We start from the raw sequence: 16,504 nt of genomic DNA, 5'->3' as shown, positions 1-16,504 counted from the left end.
GCCGGTGCCCTGGGCGCCGGCGCGCTTGCCGCCGGCGCGCCCGCGGCGGCGCAGGCGCAGGCGCAGGCGTTGAGCGTGCCGCCATGGTCGCGCACGCCCGGCGAGCCGGTGTTGTGGCGCGCCTACGGCCAGCCCTCGGACTTCGAGAAAAACGTGATCCGCCGCAACCGCGGCGCGGCACCGATGCCCGGCGCCAACTCGTCGATGACGCCGCTGCAGGACCTGCGCGGCATCATCACGCCGACCGGGCTGGTGTTCGAGCGCCACCACGCCGGCATCCCGCTGATCGATCCGGCGCAGCACCGGCTTGCCGTGCATGGCCTGGTCGACCGGCCGCGCATCTTCACCATGGAGGACCTGGTGCGCCTGCCTTCGGTGTCGCGCATCCATTTCCTGGAGTGCTCGGGTAATACCGGCCGCGAGTGGCGCGCGCCCAGCGCCTCCTCGGTGCAGCTCAGCCATGGCCTGTTGTCATGCTGCGAATGGACCGGCGTGCCACTCTCGGTGGTGCTGGAAGAAGTGGGCGTGCGGCCGGAGGCCGCCTGGGTCCTGGCTGAAGGCGCGGATGCCGCGTCCATGACACGCAGCGTGCCGCTGGCCAAGCTGCAGCAGGATGCGCTGCTGGTCTACGCGCAGAACGGCGAGATGCTGCGGCCCGAGCATGGCTATCCGCTGCGGCTGTTCCTGCCCGGCTTCGAAGGCAATATGAGCATCAAGTGGCTGCGCCGCCTGAAGCTGGGCCGCGCGCCGTTCATGACGCGCGAGGAGACCTCCAAGTACACCGATTCGCTGCCCGACGGCAGCGCGCGCCAGTTCACCTTCCTGATGGACGTCAAGTCCGTCATCACCTTTCCCGCACCCGACCATCAATTGCGCGACAAGGGCTTCTACGAGATCTCCGGCCTGGCGTGGAGCGGCCACGGCCGCGTGAAGCGCGTCGATGTCAGCGTCGACGGCGGGCGCAGCTGGAGCCAGGCGCAATTGCAGGATCCCGTGCTGGACCGCGCGCTCACGCGCTTTCGCCTGCCGTGGCATTGGGATGGCGGCCCCGCGGTGCTGCAGAGCCGCGCCGTCGACGAGGCCGGCAACGTGCAGCCCTTGCCCGATCAACTGGTCGCGCAGCGCGGCTACGAGTCCACCTATCACTACAACGCGATCCAGGCCTGGCGCGTGTCCGCCGACGGGAGGGTCGCCAATGCACGCGCCTGAGTCATCGCACCCGCGGCTCGCCGCGTGGCTGCTCGCGCTCGCCGCTTGCGGCGCGCACGCGCAAACCTACAATCTCGGCAAGCCCGCCAGCGCGCATGACCTGGCGGCCTGGAATATCGATGTCACCCCGGACGGCGCCGGACTGCCGCCCGGCAGCGGCACGGTCCTGCGCGGCAAGCAGGTGTACGAGAGCCAGTGCGCCGCGTGCCACGGCCTCAAGGGAGAAGGCAAGCCGGCAGACGCGCTGGTCGGCGGGCAGGGGACGCTGAACAACGCGCAGGAGGGAGGCAAGCCGCCACTGAAGACCATCGGCAGCTTCTGGCCGTATGCGACCACGGTGTTCGATTTCATCAACCGGGCCATGCCCTACAACGCGCCGCAGAGCCTGAAGCCGGAGGAAGTCTATTCGGTGACGGCCTACCTGCTCTACCTGAACGGGATCGTGCGGGACGACGCCGTGCTGGACGCGCGCTCGTTGCCGCGCGTGCGCATGCCCAATCGCGATGGCTTCGTGGTGGACGGCAAGGTCGGGGGATCCTGAGCGTATCGGCCAGGCGATATGCGATAAACAGATAAGACCCGCCACTATCCTTCGTTGACCGCACTACCCGGTGGTCACTAAAGTGCAAGGCTTGAAACCAAGCAGTGCGGGGCACTCCTTTTGCCGGAGCATGGCACCGCACCTACCGGTCCGCATAGATCCGCATAGATCCGCATAGATCAGACCGCACTTTCGTACCCCCGAGCCCGTCATGACGATTGGAACCCACACCGCGCCGAGCACGCCAGCCAGCGCAGCGCTTTCAGCCCGCCCCGGCACTTTCGAGATCCGTCCCTTCGATGCCCCGCTGGGCGCCGAGATCGTCGGCCTGGACCTGTCCGCGCCGCTCTCGGCCGAGGACTTCGCACGCATCCATCGCGCGCATCTCGACTACCACGTGGTGGTGTTTCGCGACCAGCGCATCACGCCCGACCAGCAGATCGCCTTCAGCCGCCGCTTCGGCCCGCTGCAGATCCATGTGCTGCATCAGTTCCAGCTGGCCGGACATCCGGAAATCCTGATCGTCTCCAACGTGCTCAAGGACGGCAAGCCGATCGGCCTGGGTGATGCGGGGCATTTCTGGCATTCCGATCTCTCGTACAAGGAGAAGCCGAGCCTCGGCTCGCTGCTGCATGCGCAGGAACTGCCCGCCGAAGGCGGCGATACCTTGTTTGCCAATATGCATGTGGCGTGGGACACCCTGCCCGCGCACCTGAAGACGGCGGTGGAAGGGCGCAAGGCCGAGCACACTTACCTGGCCAAGTACGCCGAGCTGCAGCAGCGCAGCCCGTGGCGGCCCAACCTGACGCCGGAGCAGATCGCGCAGGTGGCGCCGGTGCTGCAGCCGGTGGTGCGCACGCATCCGGAAACCGGCCGCCGCGCGCTCTTTGTCAGCGAGCACTTCACCACGCGCATCGCAGGTTTGCCGGAAGATGAAAGCCGCGACCTGCTGGCGCAACTGTTCGCGCACAGCGTGAAGCCCGAGCATATCTACCGCCATCAATGGCAGGCGCACGACCTGGTGTTCTGGGACAACCGCTCGCTGCTGCACCTGGCCGCCGGCTGCCCGCCGGAGATGCGCCGCGTGATGTACCGCACCACCATCGAGGGCGACCTGCCGGTCTGAGCCTTTCCCCGATGCCGGCGCCCAGGCGGCGCCGTCGTCTTCCTTACCCGGTCTTCCTGTCCAGAATCCAACGGAGTGTCCCGCATGTCCCTGTTTCGTTCCCGCTTCTTTCCCGCCCGCTGGCAGCGCGGCGCCGTCGCGCTGGCGCTGGCCACCGGCATGGCGGTCACGGGCGCGGCCCATGCCGAAGGCAAGATCCGCGTCGCCGAGCAGTTCGGCGTGGTCTACCTGCTGCTCAACGTGGCGCGCGACCAGCAACTGATCGAGAAGCACGGCAAGCAGCAGGGCGTGGACATCAAGGTGGAGTGGACCCAGCTCTCGGGCGGCGCGGCCATCAACGATGCGCTGCTGTCGGGCGCCATCGACATCGCCGGCGCCGGCGTGGGGCCCCTGCTGACGGTGTGGGACCGCACGCACGGCAAGCAGAACGTGAAGGGCGTGGCGTCGCTGGGCAACTTTCCCTACTACCTGGTCAGCAACAATCCCAAGGTGAAGACCATCGCGGACTTTACCGACAAGGACCGCATCGCGCTGCCGGCGGTGTCGGTCTCGGTGCAGTCGCGCGTACTGCAACTGGCCGCGGCCAAGCAGTGGGGCGACAAGGAATTCAATCGCCTGGACAAATGGACGGTGGCCGTGCCGCACCCGGACGCGGCTGCCGCCATCATCGCCGGCGGTACCGAGATCAGCGGCCACTTCGGCAACCCGCCGTTCCAGGAACAGGAACTGGCCGGCAATCCCAACGCGCGCATCGTGCTGAATTCGTACGACGTGCTGGGCGGCCCGAGCTCGGCCACGGTGCTGTACGCCACCGAGAAATTCCGTAACGACAACCCCAAGACCTACCGCGCCTTCGTCGACGCGCTGGCCGAAGCCGCGAAGTTCGCCACCGCCAATCCGGAAGCGGCGGCCGACCTGTATATCCGCGTCAACAAGGCCAAGATCGACCGCGCGCTGCTGGTCAGGATCCTGAAGAACCCGCAGGTGCAGTTCAAGGTGGCGCCGCAGAACACCTTCGCGCTGGCCGAGTTCATGCACCGCGTAGGCGCCATCCGCAATCAGCCGAAATCCTGGCAGGACTATTTCTTCCAGGATCCGGTCACCGCACAAGGTAGCTGATATGTCCGTGCAGCCTCTGCGCGTGGTTTCCACCCGCGCGACCACGGGCGCCGCGCCGCTGTTGCAGGTCGACGGTGTCTCGCTCGAGTACCGCACCCCCGAGCGCGTGGTGCGCGCCACCCACCAGGTCAGCTTCGACGTGCACGCGGCGGACCGCTTCGTGCTGCTGGGCCCGTCGGGCTGCGGCAAGTCGACGCTGCTCAAGGCGGTGGCCGGCTTCGTGCCGCCGTGCGAGGGCGAGATCCGGCTCGACGGCGTGCCGGTGCGCGCGCCGGGCCCGGACCGCATCGTGGTGTTCCAGGAGTTCGACCAGTTGCCGCCGTGGAAGACCGTGCGGCAGAACGTAATGTTCCCGCTGGTGCGTTCGCGCGGCATGTCGCGCCGCGAGGCCTCGGAATGCGCGCTGCATTTTCTCGAGAAGGTAGGGCTGGCGCAGTTTGCCGATGCCTACCCGCATACCTTGTCGGGCGGCATGAAGCAGCGCGTGGCCATCGCGCGCGCGCTGGCAATGCGGCCCAAGGTACTGCTGATGGACGAGCCCTTCGCCGCGCTCGACGCGCTCACGCGCCGGCGCATGCAGGAAGAGTTGCTGGCGCTGTGGCAGGACGCGGCCTTCACGCTGCTGTTCGTCACCCACTCCATCGAGGAAGCGCTGGTGGTGGGCAGCCGCATCCTGCTGCTGTCGCCGCATCCGGGCCGCGTGCGGGCCGAGCTGAACAGCCACCAGTACGACCTCGCCAGCCAGGGCGGCGCGGAATTCCAGGCCACCGCCCAGCGCATCCACCACCTGCTGTTCGACGAAGCGCCGCATGCGGCGAGCGCGCCGGCACGCACCGCGCAGGCGCGCTGAGCGCCCGCCAGGACCGATCATGAGCCAAGCGACCCCAAGCCTCGCCGCCACCACCGTGGTGCGCCCCGAATACGAGCGCAAGCTCGAACCCTTCACCGCCTTGCCGGTGGCGCGCGCCTTGCCCTGGCCGCAGCGCCTGTGGCAGCAGGGCTGGCTGCGCAAGACCCTGATCCTGGTGGTGCTGGCCTGCCTGTGGGAGGCCATCGCCCGCGTGCAGGACAACGACCTGCTGCTGCCCACCTTCCTTGCCACCGCGCGCGCGTTTGCCGAAGGCATCGGCAACGGGGAGCTGCTGTCCAAGGCGGGCGTGTCGCTCTCCGTGTTGCTGCAGGGCTATGCCGGCGGCATCGTGCTGGCCTTCGTGCTGACCACGGCGGCCGTTTCCACCGAGCTTGGCCGCGATGTACTGGATACCCTCACGTCCATGTTCAATCCGTTGCCGGCCATCGCGCTGCTGCCGCTGGCGCTGCTGTGGTTCGGGCTCGGCAGCAAGAGCCTGGTGTTCGTGCTGATCCACTCGGTGCTGTGGCCGCTCGCTCTCAATACCTATGCGGGCTTTCGCGGCGTGCCGGCCACGCTGCGCATGGCCGGGCGCAACTACGGCCTGCGCGGGTTGCGCTACGTGCTGCTGATCCTGGTGCCGGCGGCGCTGCCGGCCATCCTGTCGGGCCTGAAGATCGGCTGGGCCTTCGCCTGGCGCACGCTGATCGCGGCGGAACTGGTGTTCGGCGCGTCGTCGGGCAAGGGCGGGCTGGGCTGGTACATCTTCCAGAACCGCAACGAGCTGTACACCGACCGCGTCTTCGCCGGCCTGGCCATGGTGATCCTGATCGGCCTGCTGGTGGAGAACCTGGTGTTCCGCACGCTCGAGCGCGTGACGGTGCGGCGCTGGGGCATGCAGCATTGATGGATGCCCCCGGGGCGGCCTCTCCCGGCGCCGGCGCCGGCGGGTCAGCCTGGCTCCGGATCCGTGTGCGGCAATCCGGCCTGGCCGTCGAGCCCGAGCCCGAGCCGCTCGATCACCCTGGTGGCTGCATTCGCCACGCTATCGCCGTGAGAAGGCATGACCAGGTGCGCCGTCTCGCGATAGAGCGGGTCGCGCAGCAGGTAAAGGGCTTCGAGCGTGGCGCGCGGATTGGCGCCTCGCAACAGCGGCCGGTTCTGGTTGCGGCGCGCGCGATGCCATAGTTCGGCGGACGAGGCGCTGAGGTAGACCACGCAGCCGCGCGAGCGCAGCATCGCGCGGTTTTCCGCGCGCAGCACCGCGCCGCCGCCGGTGGCCAGCACGATGCCCCGGTGCCGGGTCAGCTCGTCGAGCATGCGGGTTTCGCGCTCGCGGAAGCCTTCCTCGCCCTCCAGCTCGAAGATCGTCGCGATGCGCACGCCGCAGCGTGCTTCGATTTCGTGGTCGCAATCGAAAAAAGGCCGTCCGAGCCGGCGCGCCACCTTCCTGCCGATGGTGGACTTGCCGGCTGCCATGAAACCAATGAAGAACAGGTTGTCGAGGTCCAATTGGGGGCGGTCAGCCACGGGCTTCCGATGCAGTCTGCGCTACGGTAGCACGAGATGCGCGCGCCGCAAAACCCGGCCGGCCCTTGCGATTGCGGCCTGAACGGCGTAATTTCTCGGCTTGCCGCCGCCGCGACGGCAAGACTCCCCGGGTTTTGACCGCGCGCCGCCCGGCGCCGCCGCTTCCCGGGCCGTCCTCGCAGCGCATTCGGCCCGGAGCGCCCATTTCCCCGCATCCGGAGACCGCGCACCCATGACCGACATCCACCACGCCGCCGCCCAGGGCTTTTCCAGCCAGGCCGATACCTACGCCCGCGGACGCCCGGACTATCCGCCCGCGCTGGCGGGCTGGCTGGACCAGGAACTCGGCTTGCGCGCAGGCAGGACCGTGCTGGACCTGGGCGCCGGCACCGGCAAGTTCAGCCGTCTGCTGCAGGCCACCGGGGCCACGGTCGTCGCCGTCGAGCCGGTTGCCGCCATGCGCGCCCAGCTCAGCGCCGCGCTGCCGGCCGTGCAGGCGCTCGAGGGCACCGCCGAGGCCATCCCGCTGCCGGATTCCAGCGTCGACGCCGTGGTCTGCGCGCAGGCCTTCCACTGGTTCGCCAACCACGCCGCCATGGCCGAGATCGCACGCGTCCTGCGGCCGGGCGGCAAGCTTGGCCTGGTGTGGAACGTGCGCGATGAGTCGGTCGACTGGGTGGCGCAGCTGACCGCCATCATGACGCCTTACGAGGGCGACGCCCCGCGCTTCTACAAAGGCGACTGGAAGGCGGTGTTTCCCGCCCCAGGGTTTGGCGAACTGGGCCTGGCCAGCCTGCCTTACGAGCATGTCGGGCCGGCGCAGCAAGTGATCATCGACCGGGTGATGTCGGTCAGTTTCATCGCCTCGCTGCCCGCCGCCGGACAGGACGCGGTGCGGGCGCGGCTGCAGGCCGTGATCGACGGCAGCCCGGCACTGGCCGGCAAGGCCAGCGTGGCCTTTCCGTACCGGACCGAGGCCTATAGCTGCCAGCGCCTCTAGGTCTGCGGCAGGCGCGGCCCCGGAGCCTCAAAGCCCGCGGCGCGCGGACCGGCACGGACATCTTCCCCGCTTCTAAGGCGCTGTGGACGTCCCCTGCGCCTGCGCGCTGCTGTAGTCCGCCGGCGCATCCGCTGGCCGTGGCGCGTCGCCGGCCCGTTCGATCCACCCGCCGCCGAGAAACTGGTACAGGTCCACCAGGTTGGTCAGCCGCTGCAGGCGCGCGGTAATCAGCAACTGCTGCGCGTTGTAGAGGTCGGTCTGCGCGGTCAGCACGGCCAGGTAGCTGTCGACGCCGTTGCGGTAGCGCAGGTCGGACAATGCCAGCCGGCGTTCCTGCGAGCCGGTGAAGCGCTCCAGCGAGCGGATCTGCCTGTCGAAGGTGCCGCGCGCCGCCAGGCCGTCGGAGACTTCGCGGAAGGCGCTCTGGATGGCCTTCTCGTAGTTGGCGATCTCGATGCGCTTCTGCACCTGGGCCAGGTCGAGGTTGGCGATGTTGCGGCCGCCTTCGAAGATCGGCAGGGTGATCTGCGGGGCGAACGACCAGGCGCCGGAGCCGGGCTTGAACAGGCCGCCCAGCGTGGGCGAGAGCGTGCCGGCGCTGCCGGTGAGCACGACCCGCGGAAAGAAGGCCGCGCGCGCCGCGCCGATATTGGCGTTGGCGGCCAGCAGCGATTGTTCGGCGGCGGCGATGTCGGGGCGCCGTGTCAGCAGGTCCGACGGCAGCCCCGCGGGGATATCCGTCAGCAAGGCCTGACTGTTGAGCGGCAGGCCGGGAGGAAGGTCGCCCGGCAGCGGTTCGCCCACCAGCAGCACCAGGGCATTTTCCGCCTGCGCGCGCAGGCGGCTTTGCGACTCCAGGTTGGCGCTGGCCTGTTCGACCACGCCTTCGGCCTGGCGCAGGTCCAGCTCCGAGCCGGTACCGACCTCGAACTGTAGCTTGGTGATGCGGAACGACTCCTGCGCGCTCACCAGCGTATTGCGCGTGACGGTGAGCGCGTCGTCGAAGGCAAGCATGGCGAGGTACTGGTCCGCGACCGACGACAGCAGCGCGATCTCCGCCGCCTTGCGGGTTTGCGCCAGCGCCAGGTATTGCGCCAGCGCCTGGTCCTTGAGGCTGCGGATGCGGCCGAAGAAATCGATCTCCCACGACGCGCTCAGCCCGACCGAATATTCGCTGCTGATGGTCCTGCCGGCGATGGAAAGATTCTCGGGCGTGCGCGCACGGCTGCCCGAGGCCACCGCGTCCAGCGCGGGGAACAGGGCGGCGCGCGTGATCTGGTACTGGGCGCGCGCGGCTTCCATATTGAGCACCGAGACGCGCAGGTCGCGGTTGTTCTTCAGCGCCAGTTCGAGGATGCGCTGCAGGCGCGTATCGGCGAAGAAGTCGCGCCAGCCGATCTCCGGCGCCGGCGTGGCGCCCGCGCTCACGGTGCCGCCGGTGCTGTCCTGCGCCGGGCCTGGCTGCTGGTCGTAGACGCCCCCGCTGGGGAAGGCGGGCGCCACCGGCGCCGCGGGGCGCTCGTACTTCGGCGCGAGCGTGCAGCCGGCGGCCAGGATGGCCGCGGCGGCCGTCATCAGTGCGTGCCTGCGCATGTCAGTGGCCCTCCCGCGGCGCGCCGCCGCCGTCGCTGCCGCCGCCCGGGTCGTCCGGCGCCGCCGGGGCCGCGGGGTGCGAACCGGGCTTCGCCTTCACCTTGCTGAACTTGCCGATCACCACGAAGAACATCGGGATCATGAAGATGGCCAGGAAGGTGGCGGTCACCATGCCGCCGATCACGCCGGTGCCGATGGCGTGCTGGCTGCCCGAGCCGGCGCCGTTGCTCACGGCCAGCGGCATCACGCCGAGGATGAACGCCAGCGAGGTCATCAGGATCGGGCGCAGCCGCTGGCGCGCGGCTTCCACCGCGGCATCCAGCGTGCTCATGCCCTGGTCGCGCAGGTCGCGCGCGAACTCCACGATCAGGATGGCGTTCTTGGCCGACAAGCCTACGGTGGTCAGCAGGCCGACCTGGAAGAACACGTCGTTTTCCAGCCCGCGCAGGGTGGCCGCCAGCAATGCGCCAAGCACGCCGAGCGGCACCACCATGATCACGGAGAACGGGATCGACCAGCTTTCATACAGCGCCGCCAGGCACAGGAACACAAAGAGGATGGAAATGCCGTACAGGATCGGCGCCTGCGAGCCGGACTGGATTTCCTGGTAGGACAGGCCGGTCCATTCGTAGCCGATGCCGGCCGGCAGCTTGGCGGCGATGGCTTCGATGGCCTGCATGGCCTGGCCGGTCGACTTGCCGTGCGCGGCGGCGCCCTGGATCTCGACGGCCGGAATGCCGTTGTAGCGTTCCAGCTTGGGCGAGCCGTAGATCCACTTGCCGGTGGCGAACGCGCCAAACGGCACCATGCCGCCGGACTGGTTGCGGATATACCAGGCGCCGAGGTCCTCGGGATTCATGCGAAAGCGTGCTTCGCCCTGGATGTAGACCTTCTTGATGCGGTTGTCGACATCGAGGAAGTTGTTGATGTACTGCGAGGCCCAGGCCGTGGAAAAGGTCTGGTCGATGTTGATGGCGTCGATGCCCAGCGCATTGGCCTTCTCGCGGTCGATACTGACCTTGAACTGCGGCGTGTCGTTCAGGCCGTTGGGGCGTACCTGCGCCAGCAACGGATCCTTGGCCGCCATCCCGAGCAGCATGTTGCGCGCTTCCATCAGCTTCTCGTGGCCGACGCCGGCGCGGTCCTGCAACTCGAAGTCGAAGCCGGCTGCGGTGCCGAGCTCCGGGATCGAGGGCGGATTCAGCGGGAAGATATTGGCGTCCTTGTAGGACGCGAAGTGCCCGAAGATGCGGCCCACCAGCGCCGGCGCCTTCAGGTTGGCGGATTCGCGTTCCTTGAAGTCTCTCATGCGCACGAACACCAGGCCGGAGTTCTGGCCGCGGCCCGCGAAGCTGAAGCCGTTGACGGTCAGCACCGCCTCCACCACGTCCTTCTCCTGCGTCAGCAGGTAGTCCTGCACGTCCGCCAGTACCTTGGCGGTCCGTTCCTGCGTGGAGCCCACCGGTGCCTGCACCAGCACGAACATCGTGCCCTGGTCTTCCTCGGGCAGGAAGGCCTTGGGCAGGCGCAGGAACAGGTAGCCCACCGCCACGATCACCAGCACGTAGATGACCAGCCAGCGCCCGGAGCGCCGGATCACATGGATCACGCCGCCGTGGTACTTCTGCTGGCCCCTGGCGAAATTACGGTTGAACCAGCCGAAGAAGCCGGTCTTCTCGTCATGATGGCCCTTGGGAATCGGTTCGAGCATGGTGGCGCACAGCGCCGGTGTGAGGATCAGGGCGACCAGCACGGACAGGATCATGGCGGCCACGATGGTCAGCGAGAACTGCCGGTAGATGGCGCCCACCGAACCGCCCGAGAACGCCACCGGCACGAACACCGCGGACAGCACCAGGGCCACGCCCACCAGCGCGCCGGTGATCTGGTCCATGGCCTTGCGCGTGGCGTCGCGCGGGGACAGTCCTTCTTCGGCCATCACCCGCTCGACGTTTTCCACCACCACGATGGCATCGTCGACCAGCAGGCCGATGGCCAGCACCAGGCCGAACATGGACAGCGTGTTGATCGAGAAGCCCACCACCGACATCACCGCGAACGTGCCCAGCAGCACCACCGGCACGGCAATGGTGGGGATCAGCGTGGCGCGCAGGTTCTGCAGGAACAGGTACATGACCAGGAACACCAGCACGATGCCCTCGATCAGCGTCTTGATCACTTCCTCGATGGACAGCGTGACGAACGGCGTGATGTCGTACGGGTATTCCACCGCCAGCCCGTTCGGGGCGTAGCGCTGCAGCTCGGCAATCTTGGCGCGTATGGACTTGGCGGTATTCAGCGCGTTGGCGCCGGTGGCCAGCTGGATGCCGAAGGCCGCGGTCGGTTGCCCGTTGTACTTGGTGTCGAAGTTATAGGTCTCGCCGCCCAGCTCGATGCGGGCCACATCCTTGAGGCGCACCTGGGAGCCGTCGGTGTTGACCTTGAGCAGGATGTTGCCGAACTGGTCCGGCGTCTGCAGCAGCGTGGCTTCGGTGATGGTGGCCTGCAGCATCTGCCCGGGCACGGAAGGCGTGCCGCCCAGGCTGCCGCCGGCCACCTGCACGTTCTGCGCAAGCACGGCGGCCTTCACGTCGAGCGGGGTCAGGCTGTAGTTGTTGAGCTTGGTGGCATCGAGCCAGACCCGCATGGCGAACTGCGAGCCGAACAGCGTTACCGTGCCCACGCCGTCGATGCGGCTGATCGGGTCCAGTATCTTCGAGGCCACGTAGTTGGTCAGGTCGTAGCGGTTCATGCTGCCGTCCTGCGACACGAAGGCCAGGATCAGCAGGAAGCTGCTGCTCGATTTCGTCACCTTGGTGCCGAGCTGCTGCACCACCTGCGGCAGCAACGGCGTGGCGAGCTGCAGCTTGTTCTGGACCTGCACCTGCGCGATGTCGGGGTTGGTGCCGGCGGCGAAGGTCAGGGTGATGGTGGCGGTGCCCGAATCGTCGCTGGTGGAGGCCAGGTAGAGCAGGTGGTCCAGGCCGCTCATCTGTTGCTCGATCACCTGCGTGACGGTGTCCTCCACCGTCTTGGCCGATGCGCCGGGGTAGGTCGCGCTGATCTGGATGGCCGGCGGCGCGATGGTCGGGTACTGGGCGATCGGCAGCGTCACCGTCGCCGCCAGGCCCGACAGCATCAGGATGATGGCGATCACCCAGGCGAAGATCGGCCGGTCGATGAAGAACTTTGCCATGGCGCCGGCTCCCTTTTATTGCGCGGCGGGCGCGGATGCCGCGGCAGGTGCCGGCGCGGAGGCGGGCGGGGCCGGCGGCGCGGAGGCCGGTGCCTGAGTTGGCTGCGGTGCCTGCGGTGGCTGCGCCTGTGCGTCCGAGGCCGCTGGCGCGGGCACCTTGGTCTCGACCGGCTTCACGGTCGCGCCCGGCTTGGCTTTCTCCACGCCGTTGACGATCACCCGGTCGCCCGGCTGCAGGCCGCTTTCCACCACCCAGCCATTGCCGTAGGTGCCGGCGGTGACGAGCTGGCGCAGCGCCACCTTGTTGTCGGGGCCGATGACAAGCGCCACGGGCTGGCCCTTCTGGTCGTGGGTGATGCCGATCTGCGGCACCACCATGGCCCTGTCGTTGACGCCTTCGTCGATGCGCGCGCGCACGAACATGCCCGGCAGCAGCACCCGGTCCTTGTTGGGGAAGATCGCGCGCACCGTGACCGACCCCGTGGTCTGGTCCACGCTTACGTCGGAGAACTGGAGCCGGCCGGGCTCGGAGTAGGTCCGGCCGTCCTCCAGCAGAAGCGTGACCTTGGCGGCGTGGATGCCGCTGGTCTGCAGCTTGCCTTCCTGGATCTGGCGGCGCAGCCGCAGGCCTTCCACGCTCGATTGCGTCAGGTTGACGTAGACCGGGTCGAGCTGCTGCACGGTGGTGAGCAGGGTTGCCTGGCTGGCCTGCACGTAGGCACCCGGCGTGACCTGCGAGAGGCCGCTGCGGCCGGTGATGGGCGAGATCACGTCGGTATAGCCGAGGTTGATCTGGGCGGTCTCCACGCTGGCCTTGCCGGCGGCCACGTCGGCCACGGCCTGGCCCAGCGCGGCCACGGCGTTGTCATAGTCCTGCCTGCTGACCGCGTTGGCGGCCACCAGCACCTTGTAGCGGCTGGCCAGCGCGTTCTGCGTGGCGACGTTGGCCTGGGCCTTGGCGAGCGCGGCCTTGGCATTGTTGAGTGTGGCGATATAGGGGGCCGGATCGATCTTGTAGAGGCGTTCGCCGGCCTTGACGTCGGCGCCTTCGGTGAACTCGCGCCGCAGCACGATGCCGTCCACGCGCGCGCGCACCTGCGCCACCAGGAAGGCGCTCGTGCGCCCGGGCAGTTCCACCGTCACGGGCACGGTGCTGGTCCTGACCGTCACCACGCCCACCTCGAGCGGCGGCGGCGGCGGCGCCGCCGGCTTCTGCCCGCATGCCGCAATGAGGGCGGCAATCGCCGCAGCGCCGGGATAACGAAATGGAATCCGCTCGTTGCGCATGAGGAAACCTCGGGTTCGTTAGGGTTGGCTGGGGTCGGCTGGCAGAATGAGGACCCACGTGCGCCAGCGTCCGGGCATCGGCAGGCAAGAGCCACGGCGGTGGCCGGGCGGCCGGATCGGCCGCGCGACAGTCGTCCAGGCGGCAACCGGCGGCGCCGGGCATCCGCTCGCAGGCGGTTGCCGGTGTTGTCGGTCGTCTTCGCCGGGAGCGGGCTCCGAAGCGGGCTCCGAAGCGGGTTCGGAAGCGGGCCTGGAAAGGCGGCCTCTGACTAGGGTTCGCGGCCCAGGCCCATGCGCCGCCGATGGCTGCGCGGCAGGCGCGGCGAGCGGGCGGCGCCAGGAATGTCGTACTGCCGGATACTGCCGCTGGCTCTGGCGGGGCAGGCGCGGCTGGCATGGCGGAGGAGGTGGAGGACTTTGATTTGCGCAAGCTGAAGGCGAGCCCGGATCAGTGCGTTCAATCCAACCATTGCTGGATCACTCCGTCGAGACGTAGTGCATCGCGTACACACCGTGGCCTGGCTGGCCCCCGCGGCCGGGGCGAATTGATGCATCACATCACTCTAGATCACTCAGGGGACAATGCAAGGGCGGGGCGGCGGGCTTGCCGTCATGTGCATCCGCAACAAAAGAGAGGTCCGCCGGCGCGCAACGGCCGGCATGGCCGCATTGACAATAGCAATGCCGTTCTATACCGTGGAACCGCAATGCAAAAAGGGCCAGTGCCATCCGGTCCCTGGCGCCAGCTTTCCTTCCTGCTTCTTCCCTGCTTCCTCCCTGCCCACTGTCCGACCGATGCCCCGTAAAGCCGCCCAACTCTCCGAAGCCGACAAGCATGCCGCCGAGGGCGGTGCCGTCGCCGTGGACCGCGCCTTGTTCGTGTTGTCCGCCTTCCGGCTGGGCGACACCACGCTAAGCCTGGTCGAGCTGGCGCAGCGCTCGGGCCTGTACAAGAGCACGCTGCTGCGCCTGCTGGCCTCGCTCGAGCATGCCCGCCTGGTGCAGCGCCAGAGCGATGGCCGCTATGGCCTGGGGCCCGAGGTCGCGCGCCTGCACGCGGTCTATTCCGCTTCGTTTTCGCTGGAGCTGGTGGTGATGCCCGTACTGCGCCAGCTGGTGCAGGCCACGCGCGAAAGCGCGGCCTTCCATATCGATCAGGGCGAGCATCGTCTCTGCCTGTACCGTATCGATTCGCCGCAGCCGGTGCGCGATCATGCCAAGGCGGGCGACCTGCTGCCGCGCAACCGCGGCGCCGGCGGGCGTGTGCTGCGCGCGTTCAGCGGCGCGCGCGGCGAGCTTTACCAGAAGATCCGCGACGAAGGCGTGGCCGCGATGGTCGGTGACCGCGTGGCGGATATCGCCGGCGTCTCCTCGCCGGTGTTCGGGCCGGACGGCGAACTGAAGGGCGCGCTGACCCTGACCTGCCCGACGCCGCGCTTCGACGAGGGTTTCCGCCCGCATGTGTTGCTTGCCGCACGCGACCTGACGCTCGCGCTGGGCGGCACCTTTCCCTATGCCGTCTGAGCGCGGCATGCGCCCGGCTGCCTGACGGAATCCGGGGCTTCGCAGGATCCGCTCGCGGGGGGCCATCCGGGTCAACCCCTAGGACGCTGGCGGACAGCCGCCGGTTTGCGGCGGGTCAATATCGATGTCGGAATCATCCCATGCCCGGCTTGTCGGGGGTGCCAGCTAAGGGCCGGTAACGTTATCATGCGCGTTTGCGAAGTTGGCCCACGCAGCCGGGACTGCGCCCGCCGTGACGGGAGCGCTGCCAACGTCGTCAACGTCAACGGCAACACGGCATCTTCAAAGGACTCCCGTGCAGTTAGACCAGCAAGCGGTAGTTGTTGTCATGGTGGTGGTGTACGCCAGCACACTGGCCATATCGCTGGGCCTGCTGGTCGCGCTGCGGCCGAGCGAGGCCGGGCGGCTGTGGGCGGCAGGGCACCTGCTGCTGTCCGCCGCCGGGCTGGTGCTGGCCCTCAATGCCTCGGACCGGCAAGTCTATGTGAGCGCCGGCGGCGCGGCCGTCTTTATTGCCGGGCGGCTGCTGATCTATCGCGGCGTGCGCGTCTACTACGGGCTGGTGTCGTGGGACCGCACGCTGGCGCTGGGCGTGTCGCTGGCCGGACTGGCCCTGCTCGGTGCCGCCGGCATGGCCAACAGCTATGCGCGCCTGCATGTGATTGGCTATGGCTGCCTGGCCCTGGTGGCGACGCTGACGGCAATCACCTTGTTGCATTCCCATGGCGGGCGCCGCAGTGTCGGCACGCCACTGGTGCTGGTGGCCACCCTGATCCACCTGGTGACCCAGCTGACCGGCCTTGCCGCCGGACTGGGCGGCATGGTGTTTTCCGGTCCGTTCTACGCCAGCAATGCCAGCGCCATGCTGCTGCTCTCGCCCATGGTGGCAACCCTGCTGGGCTTGTTCGGCTTCACGCTGATGGCGATGGAGCAGGTCATTGCCGTCAACGAGAACGGCGCCCGGCTCGACGCGCTGACACGGCTGCTCAACCGGGGCGCGCTCGACAAGGCGGCCACCAGCCTGGTGGCGGCATGGGAGCGGCACGGCCAGCCCTTGTCCTGCCTGGTGATCGATGTGGACCACTTCAAGCAGGTCAACGACCGCAACGGCCACCACGCAGGCGATACCGTGCTAAAGCTGATCGCCGAGGCCATCGACAACTCGCGGCGCGCCTCCGATGTGGCCGGCCGCTACGGCGGGGAGGAATTCTGCATCCTCTGCCCGCATACCGATGAAAGCCAGGCCACCGCGCTGGCCAACCGCATCCTGAAGAAAGTCCGCACGATTCCCTTGCCCGGCGCGCCAGCCGCGTTCGCCAGCGTCAGCATCGGCGTGGCCGAACTGCGCGGCGGGGCGGCGGGCGTGGAAGGCCTGTGGCGCGCCTTGTTCGCGGCGGCCGACCGTGCGCTGTACGCGGCCAAGGAATTCGGCCGCGATCGCTACGCGCTGGCGTCGTGGATGGCGCCGGTCACGCGCCCGGTGCCCGGCGACGTGGGCGATTCCTCCCCCGTGCCGAGCCGCTAGGCGC

The 16,504-nt window shown here is 68.5% G+C and carries 13 protein-coding genes; 9 read left to right on the top strand and 4 right to left on the bottom strand.

Going from position 1 to position 16,504, the window contains the following annotated elements:
* Positions 1 to 9: 9 nt before the first annotated feature.
* From soxC to AB4Z48_RS14710, 6 genes are all read left to right on the top strand, one after another.
* The gene (soxC, locus tag AB4Z48_RS14735; RefSeq protein WP_441615117.1) at positions 10 to 1,209 is read left to right on the top strand and encodes a sulfite dehydrogenase; all 1,200 of its coding nucleotides are present in this window, start codon (positions 10 to 12) and stop codon (positions 1,207 to 1,209) included.
* Entirely contained in the window at positions 1,196 to 1,750 is a 555-nt protein-coding gene (locus AB4Z48_RS14730) for a c-type cytochrome (RefSeq protein WP_441615107.1), read from the top strand. The genes soxC and AB4Z48_RS14730 overlap by 14 nt, the downstream gene beginning before the upstream one ends.
* Before the next feature lie 211 nt (positions 1,751 to 1,961).
* Positions 1,962 to 2,876 carry a TauD/TfdA dioxygenase family protein gene (locus AB4Z48_RS14725; RefSeq protein WP_441615105.1) on the top strand — a complete coding sequence of 305 codons (915 nt, stop codon included), beginning with the start codon at positions 1,962 to 1,964 and terminating at the stop codon, positions 2,874 to 2,876.
* 84 nt (positions 2,877 to 2,960) lie between these two features.
* Positions 2,961 to 3,995 carry an ABC transporter substrate-binding protein gene (locus AB4Z48_RS14720; RefSeq protein ID WP_441615103.1) on the top strand — a complete coding sequence of 345 codons (1,035 nt, stop codon included), beginning with the start codon at positions 2,961 to 2,963 and terminating at the stop codon, positions 3,993 to 3,995.
* Between the two features lies 1 nt (position 3,996).
* Positions 3,997 to 4,845, top strand: a complete 849-nt coding sequence (locus AB4Z48_RS14715) for an ABC transporter ATP-binding protein (protein WP_441615101.1) — start codon at positions 3,997 to 3,999, stop codon at positions 4,843 to 4,845.
* 19 nt (positions 4,846 to 4,864) lie between these two features.
* Positions 4,865 to 5,752 carry an ABC transporter permease gene (locus AB4Z48_RS14710; protein WP_441615099.1) on the top strand — a complete coding sequence of 296 codons (888 nt, stop codon included), beginning with the start codon at positions 4,865 to 4,867 and terminating at the stop codon, positions 5,750 to 5,752.
* 44 nt (positions 5,753 to 5,796) lie between these two features.
* Here the strand turns inward: AB4Z48_RS14710 and AB4Z48_RS14705 are convergent, their stop codons facing one another.
* Complete coding sequence (locus tag AB4Z48_RS14705; RefSeq protein ID WP_441615115.1) at positions 5,797 to 6,324, bottom strand: shikimate kinase; 528 nt, start codon at positions 6,322 to 6,324, stop codon at positions 5,797 to 5,799.
* A gap of 283 nt (positions 6,325 to 6,607) precedes the next feature.
* Between AB4Z48_RS14705 and AB4Z48_RS14700 the strand changes: the two genes are divergently transcribed.
* The gene (locus AB4Z48_RS14700) at positions 6,608 to 7,375 is read left to right on the top strand and encodes a class I SAM-dependent methyltransferase (protein ID WP_441615097.1); all 768 of its coding nucleotides are present in this window, start codon (positions 6,608 to 6,610) and stop codon (positions 7,373 to 7,375) included.
* A gap of 72 nt (positions 7,376 to 7,447) precedes the next feature.
* Here the strand turns inward: AB4Z48_RS14700 and AB4Z48_RS14695 are convergent, their stop codons facing one another.
* The 3 genes from AB4Z48_RS14695 to AB4Z48_RS14685 are packed head-to-tail and all read right to left on the bottom strand — an operon-like array spanning position 7,448 to position 13,451.
* Entirely contained in the window at positions 7,448 to 8,968 is a 1,521-nt protein-coding gene (locus tag AB4Z48_RS14695) for an efflux transporter outer membrane subunit (RefSeq protein WP_441615095.1), read from the bottom strand.
* A gap of 1 nt (position 8,969) precedes the next feature.
* Positions 8,970 to 12,164: an efflux RND transporter permease subunit gene (locus tag AB4Z48_RS14690; RefSeq protein ID WP_441615093.1), complete on the bottom strand. Its 3,195-nt coding sequence runs from the start codon at positions 12,162 to 12,164 to the stop codon at positions 8,970 to 8,972.
* A gap of 15 nt (positions 12,165 to 12,179) precedes the next feature.
* Positions 12,180 to 13,451 carry an efflux RND transporter periplasmic adaptor subunit gene (locus tag AB4Z48_RS14685; protein ID WP_441615091.1) on the bottom strand — a complete coding sequence of 424 codons (1,272 nt, stop codon included), beginning with the start codon at positions 13,449 to 13,451 and terminating at the stop codon, positions 12,180 to 12,182.
* Positions 13,452 to 14,246: 795 nt separating this feature from the next.
* Here AB4Z48_RS14685 and AB4Z48_RS14680 point away from each other — a divergent pair.
* Positions 14,247 to 14,975 carry an IclR family transcriptional regulator gene (locus tag AB4Z48_RS14680; RefSeq protein WP_441615090.1) on the top strand — a complete coding sequence of 243 codons (729 nt, stop codon included), beginning with the start codon at positions 14,247 to 14,249 and terminating at the stop codon, positions 14,973 to 14,975.
* 295 nt (positions 14,976 to 15,270) lie between these two features.
* On the top strand, positions 15,271 to 16,500 hold the full coding sequence (locus tag AB4Z48_RS14675; RefSeq protein ID WP_441615088.1) for a diguanylate cyclase: 1,230 nt from the start codon (positions 15,271 to 15,273) through the stop codon (positions 16,498 to 16,500).
* The last annotated feature ends 4 nt before the right edge of the window (positions 16,501 to 16,504 follow it).

This window comes from Cupriavidus sp. 2TAF22 (assembly GCF_052115045.1).
Taxonomy (GTDB): domain Bacteria; phylum Pseudomonadota; class Gammaproteobacteria; order Burkholderiales; family Burkholderiaceae; genus Cupriavidus.
This window is presented reverse-complemented; position numbering and strand designations above follow the sequence as displayed.

Coding starts and splice junctions, on each gene's coding strand:
- AB4Z48_RS14730 (WP_441615107.1), top strand. CDS start 1,196: ATGCACGCGCCTGAGTCATCGCACCCGCGGCTCGCCGCGTGGCTGCTC.
- AB4Z48_RS14725 (WP_441615105.1), top strand. CDS start 1,962: ATGACGATTGGAACCCACACCGCGCCGAGCACGCCAGCCAGCGCAGCG.
- AB4Z48_RS14720 (WP_441615103.1), top strand. CDS start 2,961: ATGTCCCTGTTTCGTTCCCGCTTCTTTCCCGCCCGCTGGCAGCGCGGC.
- AB4Z48_RS14715 (WP_441615101.1), top strand. CDS start 3,997: ATGTCCGTGCAGCCTCTGCGCGTGGTTTCCACCCGCGCGACCACGGGC.
- AB4Z48_RS14710 (WP_441615099.1), top strand. CDS start 4,865: ATGAGCCAAGCGACCCCAAGCCTCGCCGCCACCACCGTGGTGCGCCCC.
- AB4Z48_RS14705 (WP_441615115.1), bottom strand. CDS start 6,324: ATGGCAGCCGGCAAGTCCACCATCGGCAGGAAGGTGGCGCGCCGGCTC.
- AB4Z48_RS14700 (WP_441615097.1), top strand. CDS start 6,608: ATGACCGACATCCACCACGCCGCCGCCCAGGGCTTTTCCAGCCAGGCC.
- AB4Z48_RS14695 (WP_441615095.1), bottom strand. CDS start 8,968: ATGCGCAGGCACGCACTGATGACGGCCGCCGCGGCCATCCTGGCCGCC.
- AB4Z48_RS14690 (WP_441615093.1), bottom strand. CDS start 12,164: ATGGCAAAGTTCTTCATCGACCGGCCGATCTTCGCCTGGGTGATCGCC.
- AB4Z48_RS14685 (WP_441615091.1), bottom strand. CDS start 13,451: ATGCGCAACGAGCGGATTCCATTTCGTTATCCCGGCGCTGCGGCGATT.
- AB4Z48_RS14680 (WP_441615090.1), top strand. CDS start 14,247: ATGCCCCGTAAAGCCGCCCAACTCTCCGAAGCCGACAAGCATGCCGCC.